Below are 22,006 nucleotides of genomic sequence, written 5' to 3'. Positions count from 1 at the left end.
ATTTTTTATATTAAATTTTCTTTAATCAAGTACTCAGCAATTTGAACTGTATTTGTAGCTGCCCCTTTACGAAGGTTATCGCTTACAATCCAAAGGTTTAAGGAATTGGGTTGTGAGCCATCTCGTCTTATTCTTCCAACAAAAACATCGTCTTTACCGTGTGCATTTATTGCCATTGGGTAAGAGTTGTTTTGTAAATCATCTTGAACCACAACACCATCAGTGTTTTCTAAAATATTTCGTACTTCTTTAAGGTCAAAATCATTTTCAAACTCTACATTAACTGCTTCACTGTGACCACCAGCTGTAGGTATTCTTACAGCAGTAGCAGTGACAGCAATAGTTCTATCATCAAGAATTTTTTGAGTTTCTCTTACGAGTTTCATCTCTTCTTTTGTGTAACCGTTTTCTTCAAATACATCGCAATGTGGAATGGCATTTCGGTGGATTTGATATGGATAAGCCATTTCTCCTTCTACTCCTGCCATTTCATTTTCTAGTTGTTTTACAGCTTTCACACCTGTTCCAGAAACGGATTGGTAAGTAGAAACTACAATACGTTTTATTTTATATTTTTTATGAAGAGGAGCCAACGCTAAAACCATTTGAATTGTAGAACAGTTAGGGTTAGCTATAATCTTATCGGTTTTTGTAAGTGTGTTAGCATTAATTTCTGGAACCACTAGTTTTTTATCAAGATCCATTCTCCATGCCGAAGAATTATCAATAACAGTTGTTCCTACTTCAGCAAATTTTGGAGCCCATTCTAATGAGGTTCCTCCACCAGCAGAAAATAAAGCAATATCAGGACGCATTGCAACAGCATCTTTTAGTCCAACAACAGTATAGTTTTTACCATTAAACAAAACCGATTTTCCTACAGAACGTTCTGAAGCTACAGGAATAAGTTCGGTTAAAGGGAAGTTACGCTCGCTAAGAACATTTAACATTACTTCTCCTACCATACCTGTTGCACCAACTACAGCTACTTTCATTTTTTAATGCTTTTATAAATTAAGTTAACAAAGCTAAGTATTAATTCCTTTGTATTGAATGAAAAAAGCCTTCGTTTTTTCATCAACAAAGGCTTTTTAACAATAAATTTTCAATTGTTAAATTATTAACAAGAAACTACTTTTTTAATAAGTCTCTAATTTCTGCTAATAACTCATTATCTGATGGTCCTGCAGGAGCTGCTGGAGCAGGTTCTTCTTTCTTCTTCATTTTGTTAACTCCTTTTATAACCATAAACATTACAAAAGCAACAATTACAAAGTCGATAACGTTGGTTAAGAAATCTCCCCATAATACAGCAACTTCACCAACGGTTTCACCTGCATCATTTAAGGTGCCTTCGGTAATGATCCATTTTTGGTCTTTGAAGTCTGATTTGAAAATTAATCCAATTAAGGGAGAAACAATTCCGCCTGTAAACGAACTTACTACTTTGTTAAAAGCAGCACCCATTACAAAGGCAACAGCAATATCTACCAAGTTACCCTTCATTGCGAATTCTTTAAATTCTTTAAGCATAATAAATTGTTTTATAGTTAGTATGTTACTAAAATAACTAAAAAAATATTACAACACATTGAGTTAATCAATAAAAGTTCTTTTGATGCGTTGGGATATAGCAGTTAAAATTTCGTAGGAAATGGTACTTGCCGAGGAAGCAAGGGCTTCAGCAGTATATGTATTATCAAACACAATAACCTCATCTCCTTCTTCGCAGTCAATAGTTGTAACATCTACCATAATCATGTCCATACACACATTACCAAGTATGTATGCACGTTGATTGTTTATGGTAACAAACCCTTTTCCTTTACCATATTGTCTTCCAATACCATCAGCATGCCCAACAGGTATTGTTGCGGTTTTAACTAGGTTTTTGGCGACAAAACCTCTATTGTAACCAAGGCTTTCTCCTTTATTAATATGATGAATTTGCGAGATTACAGATTTTAAACTTGCAATGGGTTTTAAGTTTTTGTTTTGTTCAGCTGAATTACCAAAACCATACAAGCCAATACCACTTCTAACCATATCAAAATGTGCTTCAGGGTAATTTAAAATACCAGAAGTATTGCACATATGTTTTAAAACAGAATAACCTAGATTGTTTTCAAAAACGGATATGATGTTTTTAAAACTTTGTATTTGAGATAGTGTAAATTCTTTTTCGTTTAAATCTTCACTAGCTGCCATATGCGAAAAAATAGATTTCACTTTAACAGCATTAGTTTTTTTTAAGGTGTCAATAATCTCTTTGCTGTCATTCTCATTAAAACCTAATCTATTTAAACCTGTATTAAATTTAATATGAATAGGATATTGCTGCTGCTTTTCTTTTTCAGCTTCAGCAATAAATGCTTTTAAAACTTTAAAGCTATATATACTTGGTTCTAAACAGCGTTCAATAATTGTTTTAAAATTTGTAGGTTGAGGATGAAGCACCAAAATAGGTTTGGTGACACCAGCATCTCGTAATGTTATACCTTCTTGTACATAAGCTACCGCAAAATAATCAGCATTTAAATCTTGAAGTTTTAATGCAATTCTACTAGGATCACTTCCGTATCCAAAAGCCTTAACAACAGCAAGAAACTTAGTGTTTTCTGAGGTTTTAGAAGTAAGGTAATTATAATTGTGCTCTAAAGATTTTAAGTTAATCTCAAGCGTAGTTTCTTGAACTTTAGGCATTGTCGTCTTGTGGTTTATTAGAAAGATCCTCAGGATCATTAACCTTCATGTTTCTTACCTTATCACGCAACATGGTTTTATAAAAAGCAGCTCTACTTAAAGGTTCGTATTCTTCAACTTCACCTAATAATACAAGATTATCATTTTTAGATTTTCTATAGCTGTACTGAGCCAGATTTCCTGTTTTTGTGCATATAGCGTGTACTTTTGTAACATATTCTGCAGTTGCCATTAAATAAGGCATTGGACCAAAAGGATTACCTTTAAAATCCATGTCTAAACCTGCTACAATAACTCGAATACCTTTGTTAGCTAAGTCGTTGCAAACTCTTACAATTTCATCATCAAAAAATTGAGCCTCATCAATACCTACAACATCACAACCATCAGCCAAAATAGGAATGTTGGCAGCAGCAGGAACAGGAGTTGAGCGAATTTCGTTAGAGTCGTGCGACACAACTTTTTCATCGTCATAACGTATGTCAATTGCAGGTTTAAAAATTTCTACTTTTTGTCTTGCAAATTGAGCTCGTTTTAATCTGCGAATCAATTCTTCGGTTTTACCCGAGAACATTGAACCGCAAATAACTTCAATCCATCCAAATTGTTCTTTATGATTTACTGTATTTTCGAGAAACATTTTGTAATTTTAACACTAAAACAGGGAAAATTCCCGTTTGCATAAAGGTGGCGTAAATTTATTAAAAATCAAAAGTATAATTTGGATTAAATTTTAAAAGTTATGAAGAAGAAATTGGAATCAGAATTAATTAGCATTGCGCATCGAATTCTTAAACTAAAAGGAAGAGAAGATGTTGATAAAATGCATGCTGAAGTATCTGCTCTGTATGAAAAACTTACCGTTTTAAAGTTTGCCCAAGAAAACTTTGAAGATGATATGCCAACTATAGGTGGAGACTCGTCGTTTTTTGGAATGTTGGATGTTGCTTTCAATAATAAAGTAAGTGACAATATTGAGGTTGAAGACAAAATTTACATAAACCTTGACGATGTTGAAGACGATGGCATTATGGAGCCAGTAATGGAAAAGATTAAGGATATTGTTGCCCAAATGCCTGAAGAAACCCAACAAATTGACGAAGTGTTTGAAAAAGCGATTCCTAAAACCAATTATCATAAAAACGATTTAGAAGAGTTAACAGCTGATTTTAAAGAGATGCCAATTTTTGAACCTGTTGCCGAAGCTAAACAAGACATAAAGAAGTCGCTTAACGATAAGCTAAAGCGAGGAGGAATTACTATTGGTTTAAATGATAAAATTGCATTTATCAAGCATTTGTTTGATGGTAAAAATGAAGATTACGACAGAGTGCTTTCTCAAATAAATACATCAAGCTCTTTTCAAGAAGCGAGTAATTTAATTCAAAATATCGTAAAACCTGATTACAACCAATGGGAAGGAAAAGAGGATTACGAAGAACGCTTCATGGAAATTATTGAAAGTAAGTTTGATTAATAATTTAAGTACAACCAACCCATAATAGGTTTTTGTAGTTCTGGTATTTCTAGTATATAATAATATGTGCCAACAGGTAATAAGCTAGAGGTTTCTGGGAATCCCATATTTGGTTTTCCATCCCAATTATTTCTGTAGTTATCACTTTGATAAATTTGAACTCCTAAACGGTTAAAAATCTTAATTCGGTTTTCAGGATAATCTTCAATACAAGGAATTACTAAAAAGTCATTTGAAGAATCATTGTTAGGAGAAATTCCTTGAGGTATTTCTAAGCAATTGTTTACAGCAACTTCGGCATTATCGCTATTGTTTGTATCGTCCCTATCAGTTTCATTTACTGTGCCCAATAAAGCAATGTTTAATAGGTTTTCAGAGGATAAAACACGAGCAGTAATCGTTAATGTTTCTAATTGACCGGAAGTAAGTGAAGCAATTGACCAAGTAAAGCTTGATGCATCAAAAACGCCTTCAGAAACAGTTGAAGATATGTACTCATAACCACTAGGTAAATTGTCAATAACCTCAATAAGTGTAGCTGTAGTTTGACCTAGGTTACTTGCGGTAATTGTAAAAATCACCTCTTCACCAATAGAAACTTCTTCTGGCGAAACAGATTTTAAAATTTCAATATCTACATCAGTAGTGTCTTGTAAAACCGTTAACTCAGCATAGGTTTGCGAAGTGTCAATATTGTTTTGGTCGCTAAAGTTAGAACTGTCATTAATGTGAGTGCCAATGCTACTAGATGTCACCGAAACTGCAAAAGTACAGCTTGCAACACCTTCAGGAAAGGTTAGGTTAGTTACGCCTACAAAGGTGTCTCCAATTGTTCCTGTAAATGTTGATGTACAACCATTGTCTTCAACCCAATAGGCTTCTCCAGAAAGTACTACACCAGCAGGTAAATTATCGGTAAATGAAATGTTGGTTTGCGAAGGGTTTGAAGCAATATTGTAAACTGTAAAAGTTAAAGTGCTTTCTTGACCTTCAAAAATAGTATCAGGATCAAACGCTTTAGTTAAAGTAGGTGCAATAACTTGTACGTTGCTTATTGAAATATTTGTTTCAGGAGTTAACTCATTATTTTCAGCAATATCTGGAGTTGCTTCGGCAGTATTGTTAAAAGCTCCACCAAAACTTGGTGCAGTAACAGGAATTCGTATTCTAACAGTTGAACCAGATTCCATATTAGGAATTACACCCGAAATAGTATTTCCGGTTACCGAAAAGCCACTCATGCAAGTAGCAGTACCAGCAGTAACGCTACATGTTGGAGTTCCAACAACTGTAAAGTTAGTGTCTAATATGTCTTCAAAAAATATGTTTGTAGCGTTAGAGCTTGTTGTGCTATTACTTATGTCAATTATCCAATCAAAAGGCTGGTTAACTGTAACTTGAGTGAATTCAGGAAAGGTTTGTACAATTAAATCTACACAAGGTGCTAAATATGAAGTTACTTGAGAACTGTTATTTGAAGGACTTGCATCAATAATATCATCACCAATATGATTTGCTGTAACATTATTTATAACAGGAATAGCAGCGCTTGAACAACCAGGTTGCCAATTTACAGTTGCTTGAAATGTTACTGAACTTTGCGCAGGTAATTCCCAATTGTCTTCAACGGTAATTCCCCAAAATTCATCAAACTCACCATCTTCTGGTTCACCATCAAAAACCACATCTATGTTTGCGTTTGTAATAGTAAAACATTCAGCAGTACCAGTTGTTGAAACACATTCAACAGAAAGTAAACTAGCAGAAACAGGTATGCTTCCAGCTAAAGTCATATAATCTGAAAGCTCGATAAAAGTGTCTACATCACCAGCATTTGTAACGGTTATTTCATAAGTGATTGGTCCCCAATCTGTAGTGTTGTTAATGTCTCCACCTTCAGGTAATTCTGGTGCAATTTGTGTTTTTATAACTTGTATATCAGATGCAGGACAAGATGCAGTAGGAGGTAATGTAACAAAATCACTTTGAGCGCTATTTTCAATATTTGAATCAAAAAGCTGACTTTGCATAATGTTGGTTCCGCTTCTTACATGAGCAAGTGTATTTTGTGTACTTGTTGAGCACTCTGGTTCTAGGAAAATTACTGTTGTTTCAATAGTAATGGTTGCTCCAACAGGCATAGTAAACGTATCACTAGCCCACAACGTATCCATATCAGTAATAGTAAAATCATCACATGTTACATCTCCTGTTGTGCCTATACAGGTTATACTTATTATATCCCAAGTTACTGTAGTAGATAGGTTTTGTAGAAAGAAAACAATAGGAGCGTCAAGAGGTCCATTATTACAAACTGTAGTTTCAAAGGTGACTTCTTCTCCCCAATCAACAATGGTCGAAACATCAGGATTTGTTTGAATAGTATCAATACAAATATCAGTAACATTACATAATTCTGCAGTCAATAAATTAGTTTGAACTAAATTAGAACTATCCGAAGATTCATTAACGTGGTTTAGCTCAATATTAATATAACTATCTACAATTATTTGCTGTGGATCAAAAGCACAACTAGGTTGTAGAAATTGATAAACAACCTGAAAAGTTATTGAACCGCCTGAAGTAAACACATGAGGTGTGCCATAACTAAAAATAGCTGACGTTGTATTTACAACAGTTAATGTACCATTTACAGTAGAGAGATCTGGACACTCTGTTCCGTTGGTTGAGCCAACACATTCTATAGATTGTAATTGTACAACTGGTTGACCATATTCAAAAGGAGATTGCAATGTCATAAACCCAGTTATTCCATATAAAGGGTAAGAAACACTACTATTATTGGTGATTGTAAATTCATAAGTTACAGTATCGTTCCAGGCGCTAATTCCTGTTCCTTCAGCAGGACTTATTTGAGAATATATTACCGAAAAATCAATAGGTATGTCAATAACATCAATAGAAATTATAGACTGGTTGTTTGATGTATTGGTGTCGGTAGTGCCTGATGGAGGAGAGACTAATGCATCAAAAGCAATTCCTCCAATATCTGTAGGCGCATTAACATTAATTCGTATTTCAACGCTAGAGTTATTGGGTAAACTAGCAACACTTCCTGTGAGGACGTTATTGAGTTCAAGGTTGAAATTTTCGGCATCACTTGCACCTCCTAAATTGTTTTGCGAAACATAAGAGTTAACAACAACGTCATCATTAAGGTTTAAAGAAAAAGTAGCATTACTTACCGCATTTCCAGAATTTATAATTGTAACTATGTACTGAAATTCTTGGTAGATTTGAACCTGAGAAACATCGGTTCCGCTTAAGTTTTGAGCCTCTACAACTACGGCTAAATCTGTCGTTTGAGCAGATAATTTTAAAAAACAGAGACAAAAAATAACGAGGCTTAAAACGCTTTTGTACATAGGTTGGTTTTTACAAATAGATGTCAAATAATAAAAATGGTTGTGTGAAGATAGTTTAAAAGATTGTAAATTTGACTGTTACTTAGCATTTATGAGCAAACTTTATATTGTACCCACACCAATAGGAAACCTAAAAGACATGACTTTTAGGGCTGTTGAAGTATTAGAACAAGCCGATTTGATTTTAGCTGAAGACACACGTACTTCAGGGAAATTACTAAAGCATTTTGAAATCACTACTCCTATGCAATCGCACCACATGCATAATGAGCATAAAATGGTTGAAAGTTTAGTAAATAAACTAAAAAGCGGAACAACTATAGCACTTATAAGCGATGCAGGAACACCAGCAATTTCAGATCCTGGATTTTTATTAACGAGAGCTTGTGTTGAAAACGCTATTGAAGTAGAGTGTTTACCAGGAGCAACCGCTTTTGTACCTGCTTTAGTAAATAGTGGTTTGCCTAACGATAAATTTGTGTTTGAAGGCTTTTTGCCTGTAAAAAAAGGTAGACAAACACGATTGACTTTTTTAGCAGAAGAAACCAGAACCATGATTTTTTATGAAAGCCCTCATAAACTTATAAAAACGCTTACTAATTTTTGTGAGTACTTTGGTGAAGATCGCCAAGTATCTGTTTCTAGAGAGTTAACAAAACTCTATGAAGAAACTGTTAGAGGTACTGCAAAAGAGGTTTTAGAACACTACACAAACAAGCCACCAAAAGGCGAAATTGTAATTGTGGTTGCTGGAAAGAAGTAATTTGAAATTCTGAAATTGGATTCAGAATTAAAAACTGTTTAATGCAAGAGCTACTAAACAACATAAAGCAATGTACTATTTGTAAAGACCATTTGCCACTTGGTCCAAACCCAGTGGTTTCAGCACATAAAAACTCTAAAATTGTAATTATTGGTCAAGCACCAGGAACCAAAGTACATGCGTCTGGGATTCCTTGGGATGATGCTAGTGGAAAGCAACTTAGAACATGGCTTAATGTTACTGACCAAGAGTTTTACAACCCTGAATATTTTGCCATTATACCTATGGGTTTTTGTTATCCAGGAAAAGGGAAGAGTGGCGATTTACCTCCACGACAAGAATGTGCTCCACAATGGCATGAGTTGTTGTTACAGCAAATGCCCAAAGTAGAACTTGTGATTTTAATAGGTATGTATGCGCAGAAGTATTATTTAAAAGAGAAGGCGAAGCAAACACTTACCAAAACAGTAAAAGACTTTAAAACGTATTTGCCACACTATTTTCCGTTACCTCACCCAAGCCCAAGAAACCGATTTTGGCTAAGCAAAAACCCTTGGTTTGAAGTTGAGGTGTTGCCTGAACTTCAGAAAAGAGTTAATAGCATTTTAATATAATCAAGAAATCTATTTAGTTTATTATCAGACTTTTGTTTTGTAGCTTTTCTGTATTTAGCAATTGCAAATATTTGTTTTGGATTTAAGTTCTTAAAACTTTCAATAACATCAAGTTCATGTTTTTGTTTTCTTCTCATTACAAAATAACACGGAACAAATATGATTATAGCGATTAAGACAATAGCGAGTATAATTTGCAGGGGAAAAACGAACATAATTTTATTCTTTAAAAACTAAATTAAACTAAGCTGATAAATACAACTGTGACAAGGTTTAAGCTGTCATATTTATATAACGAAAAAGCATATTTTCTGTTTGAAATTCAAATCAGACACATTAATATCTAAGATTACAAGTAGCCTTGTAAAGACTAATATATATCTAGGAAATCAATACAGCAGCAAACAAAGTTGTATTTGATTTTAAAAAGAAATTAAGTGAAGAATCAGTTGTTTTATAACCCAATAAAATACTTTTGGTATTCTAATAGTTCTTGTGGGTTTTCTTTTGCGTTTAAACGTTTTATCTCGTTGCCATCTTCATCAAGTTCAATAAGGTAAGCTGTATCACCATCTTCAAAAAATCGTAAAAACTTAGCAAGACTTCCGTCTTCATTATAAAATTTGGTGGCTTCAAAGCTGTCGTAATTGGAGTTAATCTGCTCACTATATACTTTACCACCTCTTATGGTTTGGGTAATAGTTCTACCGTCTTTTATAAAGGTTTGCGATACAATATTTCCTAAAATATCATAAGCTGAAGACTCTACAGATTTTCCGTCTTTATAAGTTGCTTTAGTGGCAACTTGACCGCTTTCAAAATACGTTTCAACAGTTCCAGTTATCACATCATTGGCATACATAACGGTTTTTTTCAACGTCCCAGAAGGGTAATACGTTTTTTCAGCTCCATGCTTTTTACCTTTAGAATAAATGGCATGAGAGAAGATTTCACCATTATTATGAAAAAGTAAATAATCACCATCTAGCAAGCCTTCTTTTACACTAAACTCTTCCCATTTGGTAAGTTCGTTTCCCACAACATAGTAACCATCCATTATTTTTTTATTCTTTTTATCTCTGTAAATAGAATGACCATTATAAGAATCGACCACATACTGTCCTTGCTCAATAAAAGTAAAAGACTTATCTGTTTTTTCAGTTTGGTTTTTACAACCAATAACCAATAGCAATAAAAGAAGAAGGCATAGTGTTTTTTTCATTTTTGTGTGGCTTATTTATCTTTTAGATAATTATACTTTTTCTTCAGCTTTTGCTCATCAAATGAGAGTGCTAAACCATATAATAACGAGGCAACAATGACTATTTTCCAAAGAATTCCGCTATACAAATACATTGGGTCGTTTAGATACAATAAGAGATAATAACCTAAGATTAATGCAAGAGACAGTGAAATAAACAGTATGGGTTTTTTAGGGCATAAATAACCAAAGATTATCAAAATAATACCTAAAACACAATAGAAAATAACATCTTCAATACTGTAAAGTTTTCTATAAACTAAAAACGCATTTAAAAATTGGAATGCAGCAATAATGTATAGTATTTTTTGAACTCTGTTTTGAGAATCTTTAGCGTCTCCAATTTTCGTTTTATTGGTGATTTGTTTTCCAATGAAGATGGCTTTTTCTTTTTCAGTTCCTGATAAAGGATATCCACAGTTAGAGCACTCAAATTCTATTTGTGAAACAGTCTCTTTGCAGTTTGGGCAGTTTAAATCTGTCATTGTCAATTTTTATATATGTTTTCCCTTATTCCAACCGTGTTTTCCTAAATACTGTTCACCACTTTCAACAGCTCCATTTTCAATACTTGTTCCCATGCTATCATTCCAACGGTTTAGGTAACCAAACAACGAAATGACACCTAACATCTCCACAATTTCACCTTCGTTCCAATGCTCATACAATCGTGTTTTTATGGAGTCGTCAACAGCATTTGGTACTTGACTAGCAGCCAAACTAAAATCAAGAGCTGCACGTTCAGCTTCAGAAAACGCAGGATGCGTTCTGTACTCCCAAATATTATCTAGTTGCTCCTGTTCTGCTCCATAGCGTTCCGCTGCTCTTATAGCATGCGCTTGACAATAACGACAACCTGTAGCGTTACTACTCACCCAAGCAATCATACGTTTTAAGGCCGAAGTAACTCTACCTTCATTAGCCATAACTGCTTTGTTGAGGTTGATAAATGCTTTTGAAATGTCAGGACGACGTTGCATAGTTAATACCGAATTTGGACAAAACCCTAAGGTTTCATTGTAAAAATCGGCTAGTTTTTGAGTTTCAGCATCGTGGTCTGGAGATAACGGAGTGACTAATGGCATAATCTATTTTTTAGTGGTATTTTTGAAGTAATAAGACACCTCTTTTTTGTAATTTAATGAAATTTTAAGAGGTCTTTTACGTCTTAAGTAATTAAAAATTTATTCATTACAATAAACAAAAAAATCTTCAAACATGACAAATAAAGTCTCTACACATTGGAAAGGAAATTCGCAGTTTGAATCTGATAACCCAAGCGGAAAAACCCTATTTATGGATACTTCGGAAGAACATGGAGGGCATAATTCAGGATTACGACCAAAGGCAATGATGTTATCGTCACTAGCAGGATGTTCAGGTTTAGACGTGGTATCTATTTTAGATAAAATGAAAGTGAAAATCTCTGATTTCAGAATTGACACTTACGGAGAATTGACCGAAGAACACCCAAAATATTACCATACTGTTTCAGTTGAATATCATTTTTATGGTGATGATTTAAACGAAGACAAAATAAAGAAAGCGGTAGATCTATCGGTTGAAAAATACTGTGGTGTGATGGAAATGTTTCGCAAATTTGCTAATGTGAAAACGGCAATTCATTATCACAATTCATAAATATGCGCTGGACTTTAAAGCCAAAACCAGATACTGAAAAATTAAAACAACTACAAGAAGCACTTCAGGTTGATGGGATTGTTGCTACACTATTATTGCAACGAGGCATTGAGACTTATGAAGCAGCTAAAACCTTTTTTCGCCCAAGCTTAAAAGATTTGCACAATCCATTTTTAATGAAAGATATGGATAAAGCGGTTAATCGTATTGAGCAAGCATTGACTAATAACGAAAACATTTTGGTGTATGGCGATTATGATGTAGATGGAACGTCTTCGGTGGCTTTAATGAGTTCATATCTTAAAACAAAAACCAATCAGGTGGCTACATACATTCCAGACCGTTACGACGAAGGTTATGGAGTGTCTTTTAAAGGTATCGATTTTGCGCATGACAATGAGTTTTCACTTATTATCGCTTTAGATTGTGGTGTAAAAGCTATTGATAAAGTAGCTTACGCTAAAGAAAAAGGAATTGATTTTATTATCTGTGACCATCACAGACCAGGTGATGAGCTACCAAATGCTATTGCTGTTTTAGACCCAAAACGAGACGACTGTGAGTATCCTTACAAGGAGCTTTGTGGTTGTGGTGTAGGCTTTAAACTCATACAAGCATTGGCTTCAAAAGAAGGAAAATCTGCAGAGGGTTTAACTGAATATCTCGACTTGGTCGCAACAGCAATTGGCGCAGACATTGTTCCTATTACAGGAGAAAATAGGACTTTGGCGTATTATGGATTGCAAGTGATTAATGAAAATCCTAGACCAGGAATACAAGCTATTATTGATCAAGTAAAAAAAGAAGAACTTACTATTACTGATGTTGTATTTATTGTGGCTCCTCGTATTAATGCTGCAGGACGAATGCAACATGGTGATTATGCTGTAGCGCTTTTAACAGAAACCAATTTTAACCAAGCCAAACAATACGCTGAAGAAATTGAAGCGTTTAATACTGATAGGAGAGAAGCAGATCAACAAATAACAGAAGAAGCACTTCAACAAATAAAAGCGCATAATGAAGAGGAGCGTTTCACAACAGTTGTATATCATAAAGAGTGGCACAAAGGTGTAATAGGTATTGTTGCGTCTCGTTTAACCGAAACCTATTACAGACCAACACTAGTGTTTACTAAAAGTGGAGATAAGCTTGCAGCTTCAGCACGTTCGGTTTCTGGATTTGATGTGTATAATGCACTAGAGGCTTGTAGCGCACATATCGAGCAGTTTGGAGGACATAAATATGCAGCAGGACTTACCTTAAAAGAAGAAAACTATGAAGCCTTTAAACAAGCCTTTGAAGACGAAGTTTCTAAGACAATAGATAAAACCTTGTTGGTTCCTGAAATAAAAGTAGATATGCAAATTAGCTTACCTCAGGTTAATGATAAATTGTGGCGTATTATTCGTCAGTTTGCACCTTTTGGACCTAGTAATATGACACCTATTTTTATGAGTGAGAACCTTAAAGATACTGGCTATGGAAAATGTGTGGGTGAAGAAGATAAACACTTACGTATTACAGTAACTCAAACAGGACAAGAAAAACTTGTAGGTATAGGTTTTGGTTTAGGAGACAAATACGATTTAATTACGAATAAAAAACGGTTTAAGGCAGTGTATTCCATAGACGAAAACCATTGGCAAGGACATGTGAGTTTACAGTTAAAGTTGAGAGACATAAAATAAAGCTTTGTCATTCTCAACTTGATTCAGAATCTATACAATGAATTTCGTGTCGTAGTATGGGAAGACAAGGTTAAACTAAAATAATTTCTTTCAGTTTCCGTTTTTCTAAAATGAAGTATAAACTACTCACTTTTTCCCTTTTGTTTCAAACAATTCTTTTTTCACAAAACCTGGTTAAAAATCCAAGTTTTGAACATAGAAAGAGAGACAAGTGCTTTGTGTTTTTGGGAGACTTTGATAGTCAAACTTTAAATTGGTCGAAGCCCAACAATGGAAGTACAGATTCTTTTCTAACCTGTAGTTCTAACTTGGGAACGAAAAACTACAACGGTCAGCAAAGTCCTAAAGAAGGAAATACATACTGTGGCATTTATACATTTTCTCCTTACAGTAATTACAGAGAGTATATTCAAGGAGAATTAAAAGAGCCTTTAATTGCAGGAAAAACGTACAAAGTAAAATTCTATGTAAGTCTTGCTGATATGGCTACGCATGCCATTAAGGAACTTCAAGTGTTATTTACTGAAGAAAAAATAAAAAGCTGTTTTGATAAAAATAGTTGTGAAAAAGTAATAGTTCCTAAAAGAGCAACTACCCAAAGGTTCATGTTACACTCTTTGAAAAATGAAGGCTTTTTAGAGGAAAGAAGTACATGGGAAGAACTGTCTTTTGAATTTGTTGCTTCAGGATTTGAAAACTTTTTATCCATAGGAAATTTTAATAAAGATGGTAAAACAGAACTAAAGGAAATATTAACGGTTAGCCGAAAAGACAATAAGTTTTCTTACTACTATATTGATGAGGTTTCAGTTGAAGCAACTGAGAAATCAACTGAAGAAAAAACGACTTCACACACTAACAACACTACTAAAGAGTCATTTAAAAACAACACAACCTATGTCTTTAAAAATGTGTTGTTTGATTTTGATAAAGCCACTCTTTTAGAAACTTCTAAAGTAGAACTTAATACTTTGTATGACTATTTAAAAGAACATTCTGAACTCCATATAGAAGTTTATGGACATACAGATGCTGTTGGTACAGAAACAAGAAATGAAGAATTATCAAAGTTACGAGCAGAAGCTGTTTCCAATTTTTTAGTTGAAAAAGGGTTAGAAAGTCATAAAGTAAAATGGTTTGGGTTTGGAAGCTCTAAACCAAAAGTAAGTAATGATACAGAAGCAAATAGAGCAATAAACCGACGAGTAGAGTTTAAACTTATCAAAAAATAAATTCTTTATTTAGATTTATTCTAAATAATTTTATCTTTGTAGTACAAAACCACTTCTCATGGAACAAGATATCTACAAAATATACCATAATAATTTCGGAATTTCTTTTAAATGGATTAACCCTCAAACCGAAAAGGTAAAAGGAAAAGTGCAACTTATATTTAGAGATATGGGTTTTTATCTTACACATAACGAGATAAAACAGTTTTATAATTGTGTTTGTGCCGCAAAAAACACGCAACCTTGTAGTTGTTGTCAATCAAACATTGATAGTAAAAATATTCTGCTTAAAACACCAAGTAATAAAATAGATATTGCAGTTAATGAAAAGGAATTATCTCAAGTTGAAGATTTAATAAAAGGCACATTATTTCAGTTAGATTTAGAGTATTATTTAGAGACACTTTGCAAAAATTAAAATAAGAAACTTGGATGTTTTACTTTTGTGTCAAAATCTAAACCAACAGTTTTTGAGAGGTTATCATCTTGAAAAACCTCTTTAAATTCCTGTTTCCATAGGAAATGAATATGGCAAAAAAAGACCCTTACGCAGCACTTCGATATAAAGAGTTCAATTTATTTATACTAGTTCGTTTTGCTTTGGTTTTTGCATGGTCAATGCAATTTATAATTATTGAATGGCAAGTCTATGCACTCACCAAAGATCCATTATATATTGGTTTAATTGGACTTATGGAGATTATTCCTGCATTAGGAATGGCGCTTTTTGCAGGACATATTGTAGATCAAAAAGAAAAGCGGAATCTTTTAGCTCTTTGTATTGCTCTGTTTTCAATTATTAGTTTTGGATTATTCTGGATTACGTCTCCAAGTGTTTTTGAAACATGGTCCACAAAACAAATACTCTATTGTATTTATGCTTTAGTGTTTTTTGGAGGACTACTACGTTCGTTTTTTGGCCCAACTATTTTTTCGTTAGTGGCTTTAATTGTTCCTAAAAAAATATATCCTAATGCAGCTACTTGGAACAGTTCTACATGGCAAATGGCAAGAGTTTTGGGTGTCACTTTCGCAGGATTTTCAATTGGTTGGCTTGGAGAGAATGAACAAATGGGTGTGCATTGGTCGCTTTGTATTGTGTTTGGTTTAGTAATGTTTTCACTGATAATGTTATATCAAATTAAACGCAAACCCATTCTTAACCCAAACATTGGAGAACCAGTAGTTAAAAGTCTAAAAGAAGGTGTTTCATTTGTGTTTAAAACAAAAGCTATTTTGGGAGCCTTAACCCTAGATATGATTTCGGTACTGTTTGGTGGTGCAATTGCCTTGGCAGCAGTTTTTGCCACTGATATTTTAAAAGTAGGACCTGAAGGTTTTGGAATTTTGGTAGCTGCACCTAACATTGGTTCGTTTTTAACTATGTTGGTTACAGCATATATTCCTATTGTAAAGAAAGCTGGTATTAAACTGCTAGTAGCTGTGTTTGGTTTTGGGTTGAGCATTATTGCTTTTGGCTTGTCAACCGTATTTTGGCTTTCAGTAGCAGCTTTGTTTTTTAGTGGAGTGTTTGATGGTGTGTCTATGGTAATTAGGCAAACCATTTTGCAACTTAAAACACCAGACCATATGCGAGGACGTGTGTCTTCGGTAAACTCAATGTTTGTTGGCTCTTCAAACGAATTGGGAGCTTTTGAAAGTGGTTTGACTGCAAAATTAATGGGAACAGTTACTGCTGTAGTTTTTGGAGGAACAATGACATTGATTACTGTAATTACAACAGGATTGGTTTCGCCTTCATTTAGAAAATTGGACTTGACAAAAGATTTAGAAGAACACGAAAAAGAAGACTAGTGTCTTTTCGAGTGGAATTCTGATAAGAATTCTGTATCGAGAAACTAGATTGTAAACTTCACTTGTTTTCGATACAATTTTCTTTATGAAAATTACTTAAACTGACGTGAATACGTTTTTAGTTCCATTGTTGTGCCATCAAAAACACCATAGGTATAGTAGTTGATCCAATCACCAAGGTTAATGTATTTTGAATTGTTTTCCAACGCAATTTCAAGTGGTAAATGTCTGTGACCAAAAATATAAAAATCGCGATGTTTTTCAGACTGTTTGCGTTTACAGTATTGTACTAACCATTCGTTGTCTTCACCTAAAAATTTAGCATCTTCTTCACCTGAAATCAATTTGTTTTCAACCGATAGGTATTGTGCTAACTTCACTCCTAAATCAGGATGTAACCAACGAAACAACCATTTACAAAAGCGATTGGTAAACACCTTTTTCATACGTTTATAACCCTTATCTCCAGGACCTAAACCGTCACCATGACCAATGAAAAAGCTCGTGTTATTAAATGTAAATTCTTTAGGCTTATGATATACAGGAATGTTAAGTTCTTCTTCAAAATAGCCATTCATCCATAAATCGTGATTGCCAACAAAATAGTAAATAGGAATACCAGAATCAGAGATTTCTGCCAATTTACCAAGTGTACGAGTAAATCCTTTTGGCACTACGGTTTTGTATTCAAACCAAAAATCGAACAAATCTCCCATTAAGAAAATTGCAGCAGCATCTTTTTTAATCTCGTCTAACCAAGCTACAAACTTTTTTTCACGAGGGAGCGATGCCTTTTTATTTGGTGCTCCTAAATGATTATCAGAAGCGAAGTATATTTTTTTTCCTTTTGGGATGTTCATCGTTTATAAAAAATGTAATCAGTTACTGGTGGCTCAATTTCTTGTTGTCTTAAATCGGAAATAAGTTGCCCTTTATGGTGCGTAAAATGATTAGCAATATGAAACAAAATATCTTTTACTGTGTTTTCAAAATTATCGCCTTTTGAATTTGTGTACTTTATTGTTTCTTCAAAATCAAAAGTATCAATAATTTTTAATGTATCAACATAGTTGGTTTTGTCTATGTCTTTACAATTTTTAAGTGCATGTAATTGGTGTACTCCAAACGAGTCTGTTTTCAATATTCGTGCATTCCATATTTGATGTGCGTTTAAGCAATGCGAAAACAACGGAATGGTTCTTTTTGATATTGAACCAGAATGTTCCAAAAACAGTTCTATCAACTTTTGGTTAAAGTAGTGATGATAATCAAATATACTTTTAAAAAACGGTTTCATTTAATTGTCGCTAGCATACCATTCGGCAAAACTGGTTTCGGTTTCCTGAAGCTTTAAGGAATGCAGTTTTATGTTTTTTGGTAATCTGGTTTTGATTTTTTCAGCAAAATCAATGACCATCATCTCACTGGTTGGTTGGTAATTTACCAACAATACATTATGTCCTCTATCTTCAAGTTCTTTTGCTAACTCTACATGAGGCGTGTTTTTGTTGAACACTGTAGCATGATCAAAAACATCAACTATTTCTTCTTTTACAATTTTTTTTAAATCGCTAAAGTCTATAACCATTCCAAATTTAACATTGGTGTTGTCTGCTATAGGTTGACCAATAACTGTAACCGATAGTTTATAGCTGTGTCCATGTACGTTTTTGCACTTTCCATCATAGCCGTAAAGTGCATGTCCTGTTTCAAACGAAAACTGTTTTGTAATTCTAATATTACTCATCAAAAAATATTTTCATTACAAAGATATTGAATTTGTAAAAGCAATTGATTTTTAGATTACTTTTGCGCGCTTTTGTTTAAAAATTATGAAAGATACTTTGGTTGAATCTCAAATTTTTGAGAATATCGATTTTGTTGAAAACCCTCAGTACGAAAAGGTTATCAACGATATTATTTCGCAACAATACAGTGTTGTTGAAGACTTTTTTTCTAAAGAAGAAGTGCATGCTTTAAGGCAGTCGTTGTTAGAAAAACATGAAGAAGATCGGTTTAAAAAAGCAGCTATTGGTAATCGCGTTAATGAAGTGATTGTAAAGTCTATTCGTGGCGATGTGATTTTATGGATAGATGAAACTAAAGCTAACGCAGCAGAGCAATTGTTTTTCAACAAAATAAACAGCTTAGTAAACTACTTAAATAAAACCTGTTTTTTAGGAATATTGCACAAGGAATTTCATTATGCATTGTATCCAAAAGGAACGTTTTATAAGCGTCATTTAGATACATTTCAAAATGATGATAGAAGAAAACTGTCGTTTGTTTGTTACTTAAATGACGAAGATTGGCAGCCAGAAAATGGAGGTGAACTTGTATTGTATCTTGATGAAAACGGAAATGAAGTTCCAAAAAGCATTTATCCTTTTCCTGGACGTGTAGTCATTTTTGAAAGTCAAATTATTGAACACGAAGTAAAACCTGTAGAAACGGAAAGGTTGAGTATTACAGGATGGTTAAAAACCAGATAAAACTAACGTCTTTTTCTTCGGTTGTAGAAATAAATAATTATTAATACTATTGCTAGTATAAGAAACAGTCTATTACCCATAATTGTTTTTTTGAACTATTAAAACCCTAAAGTTACTGCTTTTGTGTAAGTGGTAAAAATAGTTTTCTAAATTTTATAATTAACGGAATGCCTCTGGCTATAATCCAAATGGTTAACGCAATAAATACAGCGTGTAACTTAAGGTTGTAGTTATCTAGTAAAAAAAGCGTTGGCACAAATACCAAAAACGTAGAAGCTAAAAGTAAATTACGCAATATTTTCATTTTTCCTAAGCCTTTAAAAACGCCATCAAAAATAAAGGCTAAAGCACAAAGAGGTTGCATTGCTAATACAATCCAAAATACTGAGTAAAATTCATCTAAAACAGCAGTTTCTTGAGTGAATAATCGTCCAATTGGATAATAAAGAATACCTCCTAAAACCGCTAAAACAAAACCTAAACCAATTCCATATTTAATTAAGGTATTGCTTAATTTAATTAAATCACTATACTGCTTTGCGCCAAAGAGTTTTCCTGATAAAATGTTACCAGCACTCGCATAACCATCAATAACAAATGCACCAAAAAACCAGAGGTTAATGGCAATAGTATAAGCAGCAATATAATTTTTGCCATAGGCTGTAGCAAACCTAGTCGCAAAATATAATGTGATGTTTAGCGCTAAGGTGCGTACAAATAAATTAAGCACCATTAAAGAGAAGTTTTTAATCTCTTTGTTAAAAGGCAGCTTAACCATAAGCGGGACATCGGTTTTTTTAAGTATAAAGTAAGCGGAAAGCAAAGCCATTAACAATTGAGCAACAACACTTGCATATGCAGCACCTTTAATATGCATTGGTGCAATAAACCCTTCAACACCATACACTAAAACAATATCTAAAACAATATTTGTTAAAGCACCAACAACAGCAATTATCATAGGATGAAACGTGTTTTGTAAACCTCTAAATGTTCCAAAAACTGCAATGGTAAATAAGGTAAACGGAAACCCAAAGACTCTAATTTTGTAATACTCACTACAGTATTCTAGAATTAAACCAGAGGCATTATAGAGTTTGAAAATAGAATTTGTAAACGGATAAGTGCCTACGATAATCAACAAGCTTAATGATGTTATGATTAAAATAGCTTGTGCAGGCAGATTTTTAACTTCATTAATTTTATTTGCACCAAGGTATTGCGAAATAATTGACGAAATAGCACTTCGGGTTTGTCCAAAAATCCAGATAAGCATAGATAAAAACGTGCCAACAATACCAACAGCAGCGATTGACTCTGCTGTATTTATTGGAATATTACCAATAATTGCAGCATCAGTAAGCGATAATATAGGTTCTGAAATCCCTGAAATTAATGCAGGTATTGCTAATCGGTTAATATGTTTTGTGCTTATGTCTATATTCAAAATACCAATTCGTAACAGTAAAAAGGATATTCACTTTGTTTAGGAAAATAAATGTCACCTAAACGTTTGTAACCTCTTTGTTCGTAAAATTTTTGATTTCTTTTATTTTGAGAAAATGTATCAAGTCTAACTGATTCGTAATCGTTTGTTTTTGCAAATGTTTCAGCAAAGTCCATAAACTGTCGTGCGTATCCTTTTCCTTGATGGTCAGGATGAACAGCTAACCTATGAATGTAAATGTTTTTTTCATTTTTAGTGAGCCATTCAATAGGTATATATTCTTCATCCATTAAAGAAGAAATTACTACACATCCAATAATAGTGTTGCCAATTTCCAATACATAAAGTTCTGATTGTGCTACATCGTTTAAAAAGGCATTTTCACTTGGATAATGTTCATTCCATTGATGAATGTTGTTAGCTATCATGTGTTTAGCACAAGCGTTAGTGAGCTGTAGTATAGAACCAATATCGTTAAGCGTAGCTTTGCGAATCATTAATAATGTTTATTTTTGCGAGTAAATTTACTTTTAATTTATAGAATATGAAGAATATTTTAGTTCCTGTTGGTTCGTCAAAAAATGCAGTAAGTCATTTACAGTATGCAGTTGATTTTGCTAAAGCGTTTGGTGCAAAGTTGTATGTAGTACAAGTTTATAACGTGTATACCAAGGCAGGAACTATGATAAAAGTAGATGATATTTTGGAGCGTGAGAGTTTGGAGTTTTTAAAATCTCATGTAGATAAAGTAGATAAAAAGGGTGTTGAGGTAGTGATTAAAACCTTTAAAGGAAAACTTGTTGATACGCTTGAATTGGTTTGTAAATCATTAGATATTGATTTAATAATGATTGAGCCAAGAACAAATTCGGTTAAAGAAGAAGTGTATTTGGGTAAAACGTCTGGAAAGATTATTAAACAAACCAATATACCAGCATTAATAGTACCTGAAGGATATGTATTTAAGCCTATTGTGTATATTTTAATGGCATTAAAATCTGCTGTTATTAAAAATCATAATGCACTAACACCACTAAAGTCTATTAAAGACCAGTTCAAGTCAATTGTAAATCTTTTATTGGTGAAAACACCTTTTTATAATGAAGGTGACTTTGACGTAGATCAAGAACTTTCAGCATTAATAACCAATACCACGAAAAGTGAAAATGCAACGACATTTCAAGGCGTATTGGAGCATTACAAAGACAATGACCCTGACTTACTTTGTGTGGTAAGACGTAAAAGAGGGTTCTTCACTAAGCTTTGGGAGAAAAACACAATACTTAAAAGAGATTTTCATAGCTCTAAACTACCTGTTTTAGTACTTAGCGGATTAAAATAATTTTAGCATTAGCTTATTGTTAGAATTTTGAATTGATAGTAAAAGGTCAATTACTTTTACGCCACAGTTTGTCTAAGATATTGACAACTTTATACTGTTAATGGTACTTTTGTGACTTATAATCGAGTTTTTTGATACTCGA

At 33.5% G+C, this 22,006-nt stretch carries 23 protein-coding genes; 10 read left to right on the top strand and 13 right to left on the bottom strand.

Going from position 1 to position 22,006, the window contains the following annotated elements:
• Window positions 1-5: 5 nt before the first annotated feature.
• The 4 genes from ABD011_RS01545 to ABD011_RS01530 all read right to left on the bottom strand — a co-directional run bounded on the left by ABD011_RS01545 (window position 6) and on the right by ABD011_RS01530 (window position 3,343).
• Window positions 6-995 carry an aspartate-semialdehyde dehydrogenase gene (locus tag ABD011_RS01545; protein WP_131506437.1) on the bottom strand — a complete coding sequence of 330 codons (990 nt, stop codon included), beginning with the start codon at window positions 993-995 and terminating at the stop codon, window positions 6-8.
• A 136-nt stretch (window positions 996-1,131) separates the two neighbouring features.
• Window positions 1,132-1,533, bottom strand: coding sequence for a large-conductance mechanosensitive channel protein MscL (gene mscL, locus ABD011_RS01540; RefSeq protein WP_129759847.1), 402 nt, complete (start codon window positions 1,531-1,533; stop codon window positions 1,132-1,134).
• Between the two features lie 63 nt (window positions 1,534-1,596).
• The gene (gene alr / locus ABD011_RS01535) at window positions 1,597-2,703 is read right to left on the bottom strand and encodes an alanine racemase (protein WP_343795211.1); all 1,107 of its coding nucleotides are present in this window, start codon (window positions 2,701-2,703) and stop codon (window positions 1,597-1,599) included.
• Window positions 2,696-3,343: a thymidine kinase gene (locus ABD011_RS01530; RefSeq protein ID WP_129759849.1), complete on the bottom strand. Its 648-nt coding sequence runs from the start codon at window positions 3,341-3,343 to the stop codon at window positions 2,696-2,698. The genes alr and ABD011_RS01530 overlap by 8 nt, the downstream gene beginning before the upstream one ends.
• 102 nt (window positions 3,344-3,445) lie before the next feature.
• On the opposite strand from ABD011_RS01530, the gene ABD011_RS01525 reads away from it, so the two are divergent.
• The gene (locus tag ABD011_RS01525; RefSeq protein ID WP_343795209.1) at window positions 3,446-4,180 is read left to right on the top strand and encodes a hypothetical protein; all 735 of its coding nucleotides are present in this window, start codon (window positions 3,446-3,448) and stop codon (window positions 4,178-4,180) included.
• On the opposite strand, the gene ABD011_RS01520 is transcribed toward ABD011_RS01525, so the two are convergent.
• Window positions 4,177-7,566, bottom strand: coding sequence for a DUF7933 domain-containing protein (locus tag ABD011_RS01520; protein ID WP_343795207.1), 3,390 nt, complete (start codon window positions 7,564-7,566; stop codon window positions 4,177-4,179). The two genes, ABD011_RS01525 and ABD011_RS01520, sit on opposite strands and share 4 nt — an antisense overlap.
• Before the next feature lie 91 nt (window positions 7,567-7,657).
• Between ABD011_RS01520 and rsmI the strand changes: the two genes are divergently transcribed.
• Together rsmI and ABD011_RS01510 are read left to right on the top strand one after the other, a co-directional pair.
• Window positions 7,658-8,329 carry a 16S rRNA (cytidine(1402)-2'-O)-methyltransferase gene (rsmI, locus tag ABD011_RS01515; RefSeq protein ID WP_129759852.1) on the top strand — a complete coding sequence of 224 codons (672 nt, stop codon included), beginning with the start codon at window positions 7,658-7,660 and terminating at the stop codon, window positions 8,327-8,329.
• A 41-nt stretch (window positions 8,330-8,370) separates the two neighbouring features.
• Entirely contained in the window at window positions 8,371-8,943 is a 573-nt protein-coding gene (locus ABD011_RS01510; protein ID WP_343795204.1) for a uracil-DNA glycosylase family protein, read from the top strand.
• Between the two features lie 454 nt (window positions 8,944-9,397).
• On the opposite strand, the gene ABD011_RS01505 is transcribed toward ABD011_RS01510, so the two are convergent.
• From ABD011_RS01505 to ABD011_RS01495, 3 genes are read right to left on the bottom strand one after another with little or no spacing between them, the layout of a single operon-like run.
• Window positions 9,398-10,165 carry a toxin-antitoxin system YwqK family antitoxin gene (locus ABD011_RS01505; protein ID WP_343795202.1) on the bottom strand — a complete coding sequence of 256 codons (768 nt, stop codon included), beginning with the start codon at window positions 10,163-10,165 and terminating at the stop codon, window positions 9,398-9,400.
• Window positions 10,166-10,176: 11 nt separating this feature from the next.
• A complete protein-coding gene (locus ABD011_RS01500; protein WP_134198292.1) occupies window positions 10,177-10,689 on the bottom strand; it encodes a hypothetical protein in 513 nt (170 codons plus the stop codon).
• Window positions 10,690-10,698: 9 nt separating this feature from the next.
• The gene (locus ABD011_RS01495; protein WP_129759856.1) at window positions 10,699-11,289 is read right to left on the bottom strand and encodes a carboxymuconolactone decarboxylase family protein; all 591 of its coding nucleotides are present in this window, start codon (window positions 11,287-11,289) and stop codon (window positions 10,699-10,701) included.
• 133 nt (window positions 11,290-11,422) lie between these two features.
• Here ABD011_RS01495 and ABD011_RS01490 point away from each other — a divergent pair, with 133 nt between their 5' ends.
• The 5 genes from ABD011_RS01490 (at window position 11,423) to ABD011_RS01470 (ending at window position 16,583) form a co-directional block, all read left to right on the top strand.
• On the top strand, window positions 11,423-11,845 hold the full coding sequence (locus tag ABD011_RS01490; RefSeq protein ID WP_335972875.1) for an OsmC family protein: 423 nt from the start codon (window positions 11,423-11,425) through the stop codon (window positions 11,843-11,845).
• 2 nt (window positions 11,846-11,847) lie between these two features.
• Window positions 11,848-13,536: a single-stranded-DNA-specific exonuclease RecJ gene (gene recJ, locus ABD011_RS01485; protein WP_343795199.1), complete on the top strand. Its 1,689-nt coding sequence runs from the start codon at window positions 11,848-11,850 to the stop codon at window positions 13,534-13,536.
• Window positions 13,537-13,844: 308 nt separating this feature from the next.
• Window positions 13,845-14,768 carry an OmpA family protein gene (locus ABD011_RS01480; protein WP_343795198.1) on the top strand — a complete coding sequence of 308 codons (924 nt, stop codon included), beginning with the start codon at window positions 13,845-13,847 and terminating at the stop codon, window positions 14,766-14,768.
• 58 nt (window positions 14,769-14,826) lie between these two features.
• On the top strand, window positions 14,827-15,186 hold the full coding sequence (locus ABD011_RS01475; protein WP_131506447.1) for a hypothetical protein: 360 nt from the start codon (window positions 14,827-14,829) through the stop codon (window positions 15,184-15,186).
• Window positions 15,187-15,296: 110 nt separating this feature from the next.
• Window positions 15,297-16,583 carry an MFS transporter gene (locus ABD011_RS01470; RefSeq protein ID WP_134198287.1) on the top strand — a complete coding sequence of 429 codons (1,287 nt, stop codon included), beginning with the start codon at window positions 15,297-15,299 and terminating at the stop codon, window positions 16,581-16,583.
• Window positions 16,584-16,675: 92 nt separating this feature from the next.
• Here ABD011_RS01470 and ABD011_RS01465 read toward each other — a convergent pair whose 3' ends face one another.
• Genes ABD011_RS01465 through ABD011_RS01455 form a run of 3 tightly spaced genes read right to left on the bottom strand, consistent with a single transcriptional unit; the run spans window position 16,676 to window position 18,330 of the window.
• Window positions 16,676-17,443: a UDP-2,3-diacylglucosamine diphosphatase gene (locus tag ABD011_RS01465; RefSeq protein ID WP_343795197.1), complete on the bottom strand. Its 768-nt coding sequence runs from the start codon at window positions 17,441-17,443 to the stop codon at window positions 16,676-16,678.
• Window positions 17,440-17,880 (bottom strand): DinB family protein, encoded by a 441-nt coding sequence (locus ABD011_RS01460; RefSeq protein ID WP_343795196.1) that lies wholly within the window; start codon window positions 17,878-17,880, stop codon window positions 17,440-17,442. Before ABD011_RS01460 ends, ABD011_RS01465 begins: the two co-directional genes overlap by 4 nt.
• On the bottom strand, window positions 17,881-18,330 hold the full coding sequence (locus ABD011_RS01455) for a 6-pyruvoyl trahydropterin synthase family protein (protein ID WP_129759864.1): 450 nt from the start codon (window positions 18,328-18,330) through the stop codon (window positions 17,881-17,883). It lies immediately after the preceding gene.
• 85 nt (window positions 18,331-18,415) lie between these two features.
• Here ABD011_RS01455 and ABD011_RS01450 point away from each other — a divergent pair, with 85 nt between their 5' ends.
• A complete protein-coding gene (locus ABD011_RS01450; RefSeq protein WP_343795195.1) occupies window positions 18,416-19,075 on the top strand; it encodes a 2OG-Fe(II) oxygenase in 660 nt (219 codons plus the stop codon).
• Between the two features lie 112 nt (window positions 19,076-19,187).
• Here ABD011_RS01450 and ABD011_RS01445 read toward each other — a convergent pair whose 3' ends face one another.
• Together ABD011_RS01445 and ABD011_RS01440 are read right to left on the bottom strand one after the other, a co-directional pair.
• Window positions 19,188-20,522 (bottom strand): MATE family efflux transporter, encoded by a 1,335-nt coding sequence (locus ABD011_RS01445; RefSeq protein WP_343795194.1) that lies wholly within the window; start codon window positions 20,520-20,522, stop codon window positions 19,188-19,190.
• Window positions 20,519-21,019 carry a GNAT family N-acetyltransferase gene (locus ABD011_RS01440; protein ID WP_343795193.1) on the bottom strand — a complete coding sequence of 167 codons (501 nt, stop codon included), beginning with the start codon at window positions 21,017-21,019 and terminating at the stop codon, window positions 20,519-20,521. Before ABD011_RS01440 ends, ABD011_RS01445 begins: the two co-directional genes overlap by 4 nt.
• Before the next feature lie 47 nt (window positions 21,020-21,066).
• Here ABD011_RS01440 and ABD011_RS01435 point away from each other — a divergent pair, with 47 nt between their 5' ends.
• Entirely contained in the window at window positions 21,067-21,864 is a 798-nt protein-coding gene (locus tag ABD011_RS01435; RefSeq protein WP_343795192.1) for a universal stress protein, read from the top strand.
• The last annotated feature ends 142 nt before the right edge of the window (window positions 21,865-22,006 follow it).

This window comes from Gaetbulibacter jejuensis, from assembly GCF_039524015.1.
Classification (GTDB): Bacteria; Bacteroidota; Bacteroidia; order Flavobacteriales; family Flavobacteriaceae; genus Gaetbulibacter_B; species Gaetbulibacter_B jejuensis.
This window is presented reverse-complemented; position numbering and strand designations above follow the sequence as displayed.

What these genes read in the sequence shown, in the direction of transcription:
- ABD011_RS01545 (WP_131506437.1), bottom strand. Translation starts at nt 995, where the DNA reads ATGAAAGTAGCTGTAGTTGGTGCAACAGGTATGGTAGGAGAAGTAATG.
- mscL (WP_129759847.1), bottom strand. Translation starts at nt 1,533, where the DNA reads ATGCTTAAAGAATTTAAAGAATTCGCAATGAAGGGTAACTTGGTAGAT.
- alr (WP_343795211.1), bottom strand. Translation starts at nt 2,703, where the DNA reads ATGCCTAAAGTTCAAGAAACTACGCTTGAGATTAACTTAAAATCTTTA.
- ABD011_RS01530 (WP_129759849.1), bottom strand. Translation starts at nt 3,343, where the DNA reads ATGTTTCTCGAAAATACAGTAAATCATAAAGAACAATTTGGATGGATT.
- ABD011_RS01525 (WP_343795209.1), top strand. Translation starts at nt 3,446, where the DNA reads ATGAAGAAGAAATTGGAATCAGAATTAATTAGCATTGCGCATCGAATT.
- ABD011_RS01520 (WP_343795207.1), bottom strand. Translation starts at nt 7,566, where the DNA reads ATGTACAAAAGCGTTTTAAGCCTCGTTATTTTTTGTCTCTGTTTTTTA.
- rsmI (WP_129759852.1), top strand. Translation starts at nt 7,658, where the DNA reads ATGAGCAAACTTTATATTGTACCCACACCAATAGGAAACCTAAAAGAC.
- ABD011_RS01510 (WP_343795204.1), top strand. Translation starts at nt 8,371, where the DNA reads ATGCAAGAGCTACTAAACAACATAAAGCAATGTACTATTTGTAAAGAC.
- ABD011_RS01505 (WP_343795202.1), bottom strand. Translation starts at nt 10,165, where the DNA reads ATGAAAAAAACACTATGCCTTCTTCTTTTATTGCTATTGGTTATTGGT.
- ABD011_RS01500 (WP_134198292.1), bottom strand. Translation starts at nt 10,689, where the DNA reads ATGACAGATTTAAACTGCCCAAACTGCAAAGAGACTGTTTCACAAATA.
- ABD011_RS01495 (WP_129759856.1), bottom strand. Translation starts at nt 11,289, where the DNA reads ATGCCATTAGTCACTCCGTTATCTCCAGACCACGATGCTGAAACTCAA.
- ABD011_RS01490 (WP_335972875.1), top strand. Translation starts at nt 11,423, where the DNA reads ATGACAAATAAAGTCTCTACACATTGGAAAGGAAATTCGCAGTTTGAA.
- recJ (WP_343795199.1), top strand. Translation starts at nt 11,848, where the DNA reads ATGCGCTGGACTTTAAAGCCAAAACCAGATACTGAAAAATTAAAACAA.
- ABD011_RS01475 (WP_131506447.1), top strand. Translation starts at nt 14,827, where the DNA reads ATGGAACAAGATATCTACAAAATATACCATAATAATTTCGGAATTTCT.
- ABD011_RS01470 (WP_134198287.1), top strand. Translation starts at nt 15,297, where the DNA reads ATGGCAAAAAAAGACCCTTACGCAGCACTTCGATATAAAGAGTTCAAT.
- ABD011_RS01465 (WP_343795197.1), bottom strand. Translation starts at nt 17,443, where the DNA reads ATGAACATCCCAAAAGGAAAAAAAATATACTTCGCTTCTGATAATCAT.
- ABD011_RS01460 (WP_343795196.1), bottom strand. Translation starts at nt 17,880, where the DNA reads ATGAAACCGTTTTTTAAAAGTATATTTGATTATCATCACTACTTTAAC.
- ABD011_RS01455 (WP_129759864.1), bottom strand. Translation starts at nt 18,330, where the DNA reads ATGAGTAATATTAGAATTACAAAACAGTTTTCGTTTGAAACAGGACAT.
- ABD011_RS01450 (WP_343795195.1), top strand. Translation starts at nt 18,416, where the DNA reads ATGAAAGATACTTTGGTTGAATCTCAAATTTTTGAGAATATCGATTTT.
- ABD011_RS01440 (WP_343795193.1), bottom strand. Translation starts at nt 21,019, where the DNA reads ATGATTCGCAAAGCTACGCTTAACGATATTGGTTCTATACTACAGCTC.
- ABD011_RS01435 (WP_343795192.1), top strand. Translation starts at nt 21,067, where the DNA reads ATGAAGAATATTTTAGTTCCTGTTGGTTCGTCAAAAAATGCAGTAAGT.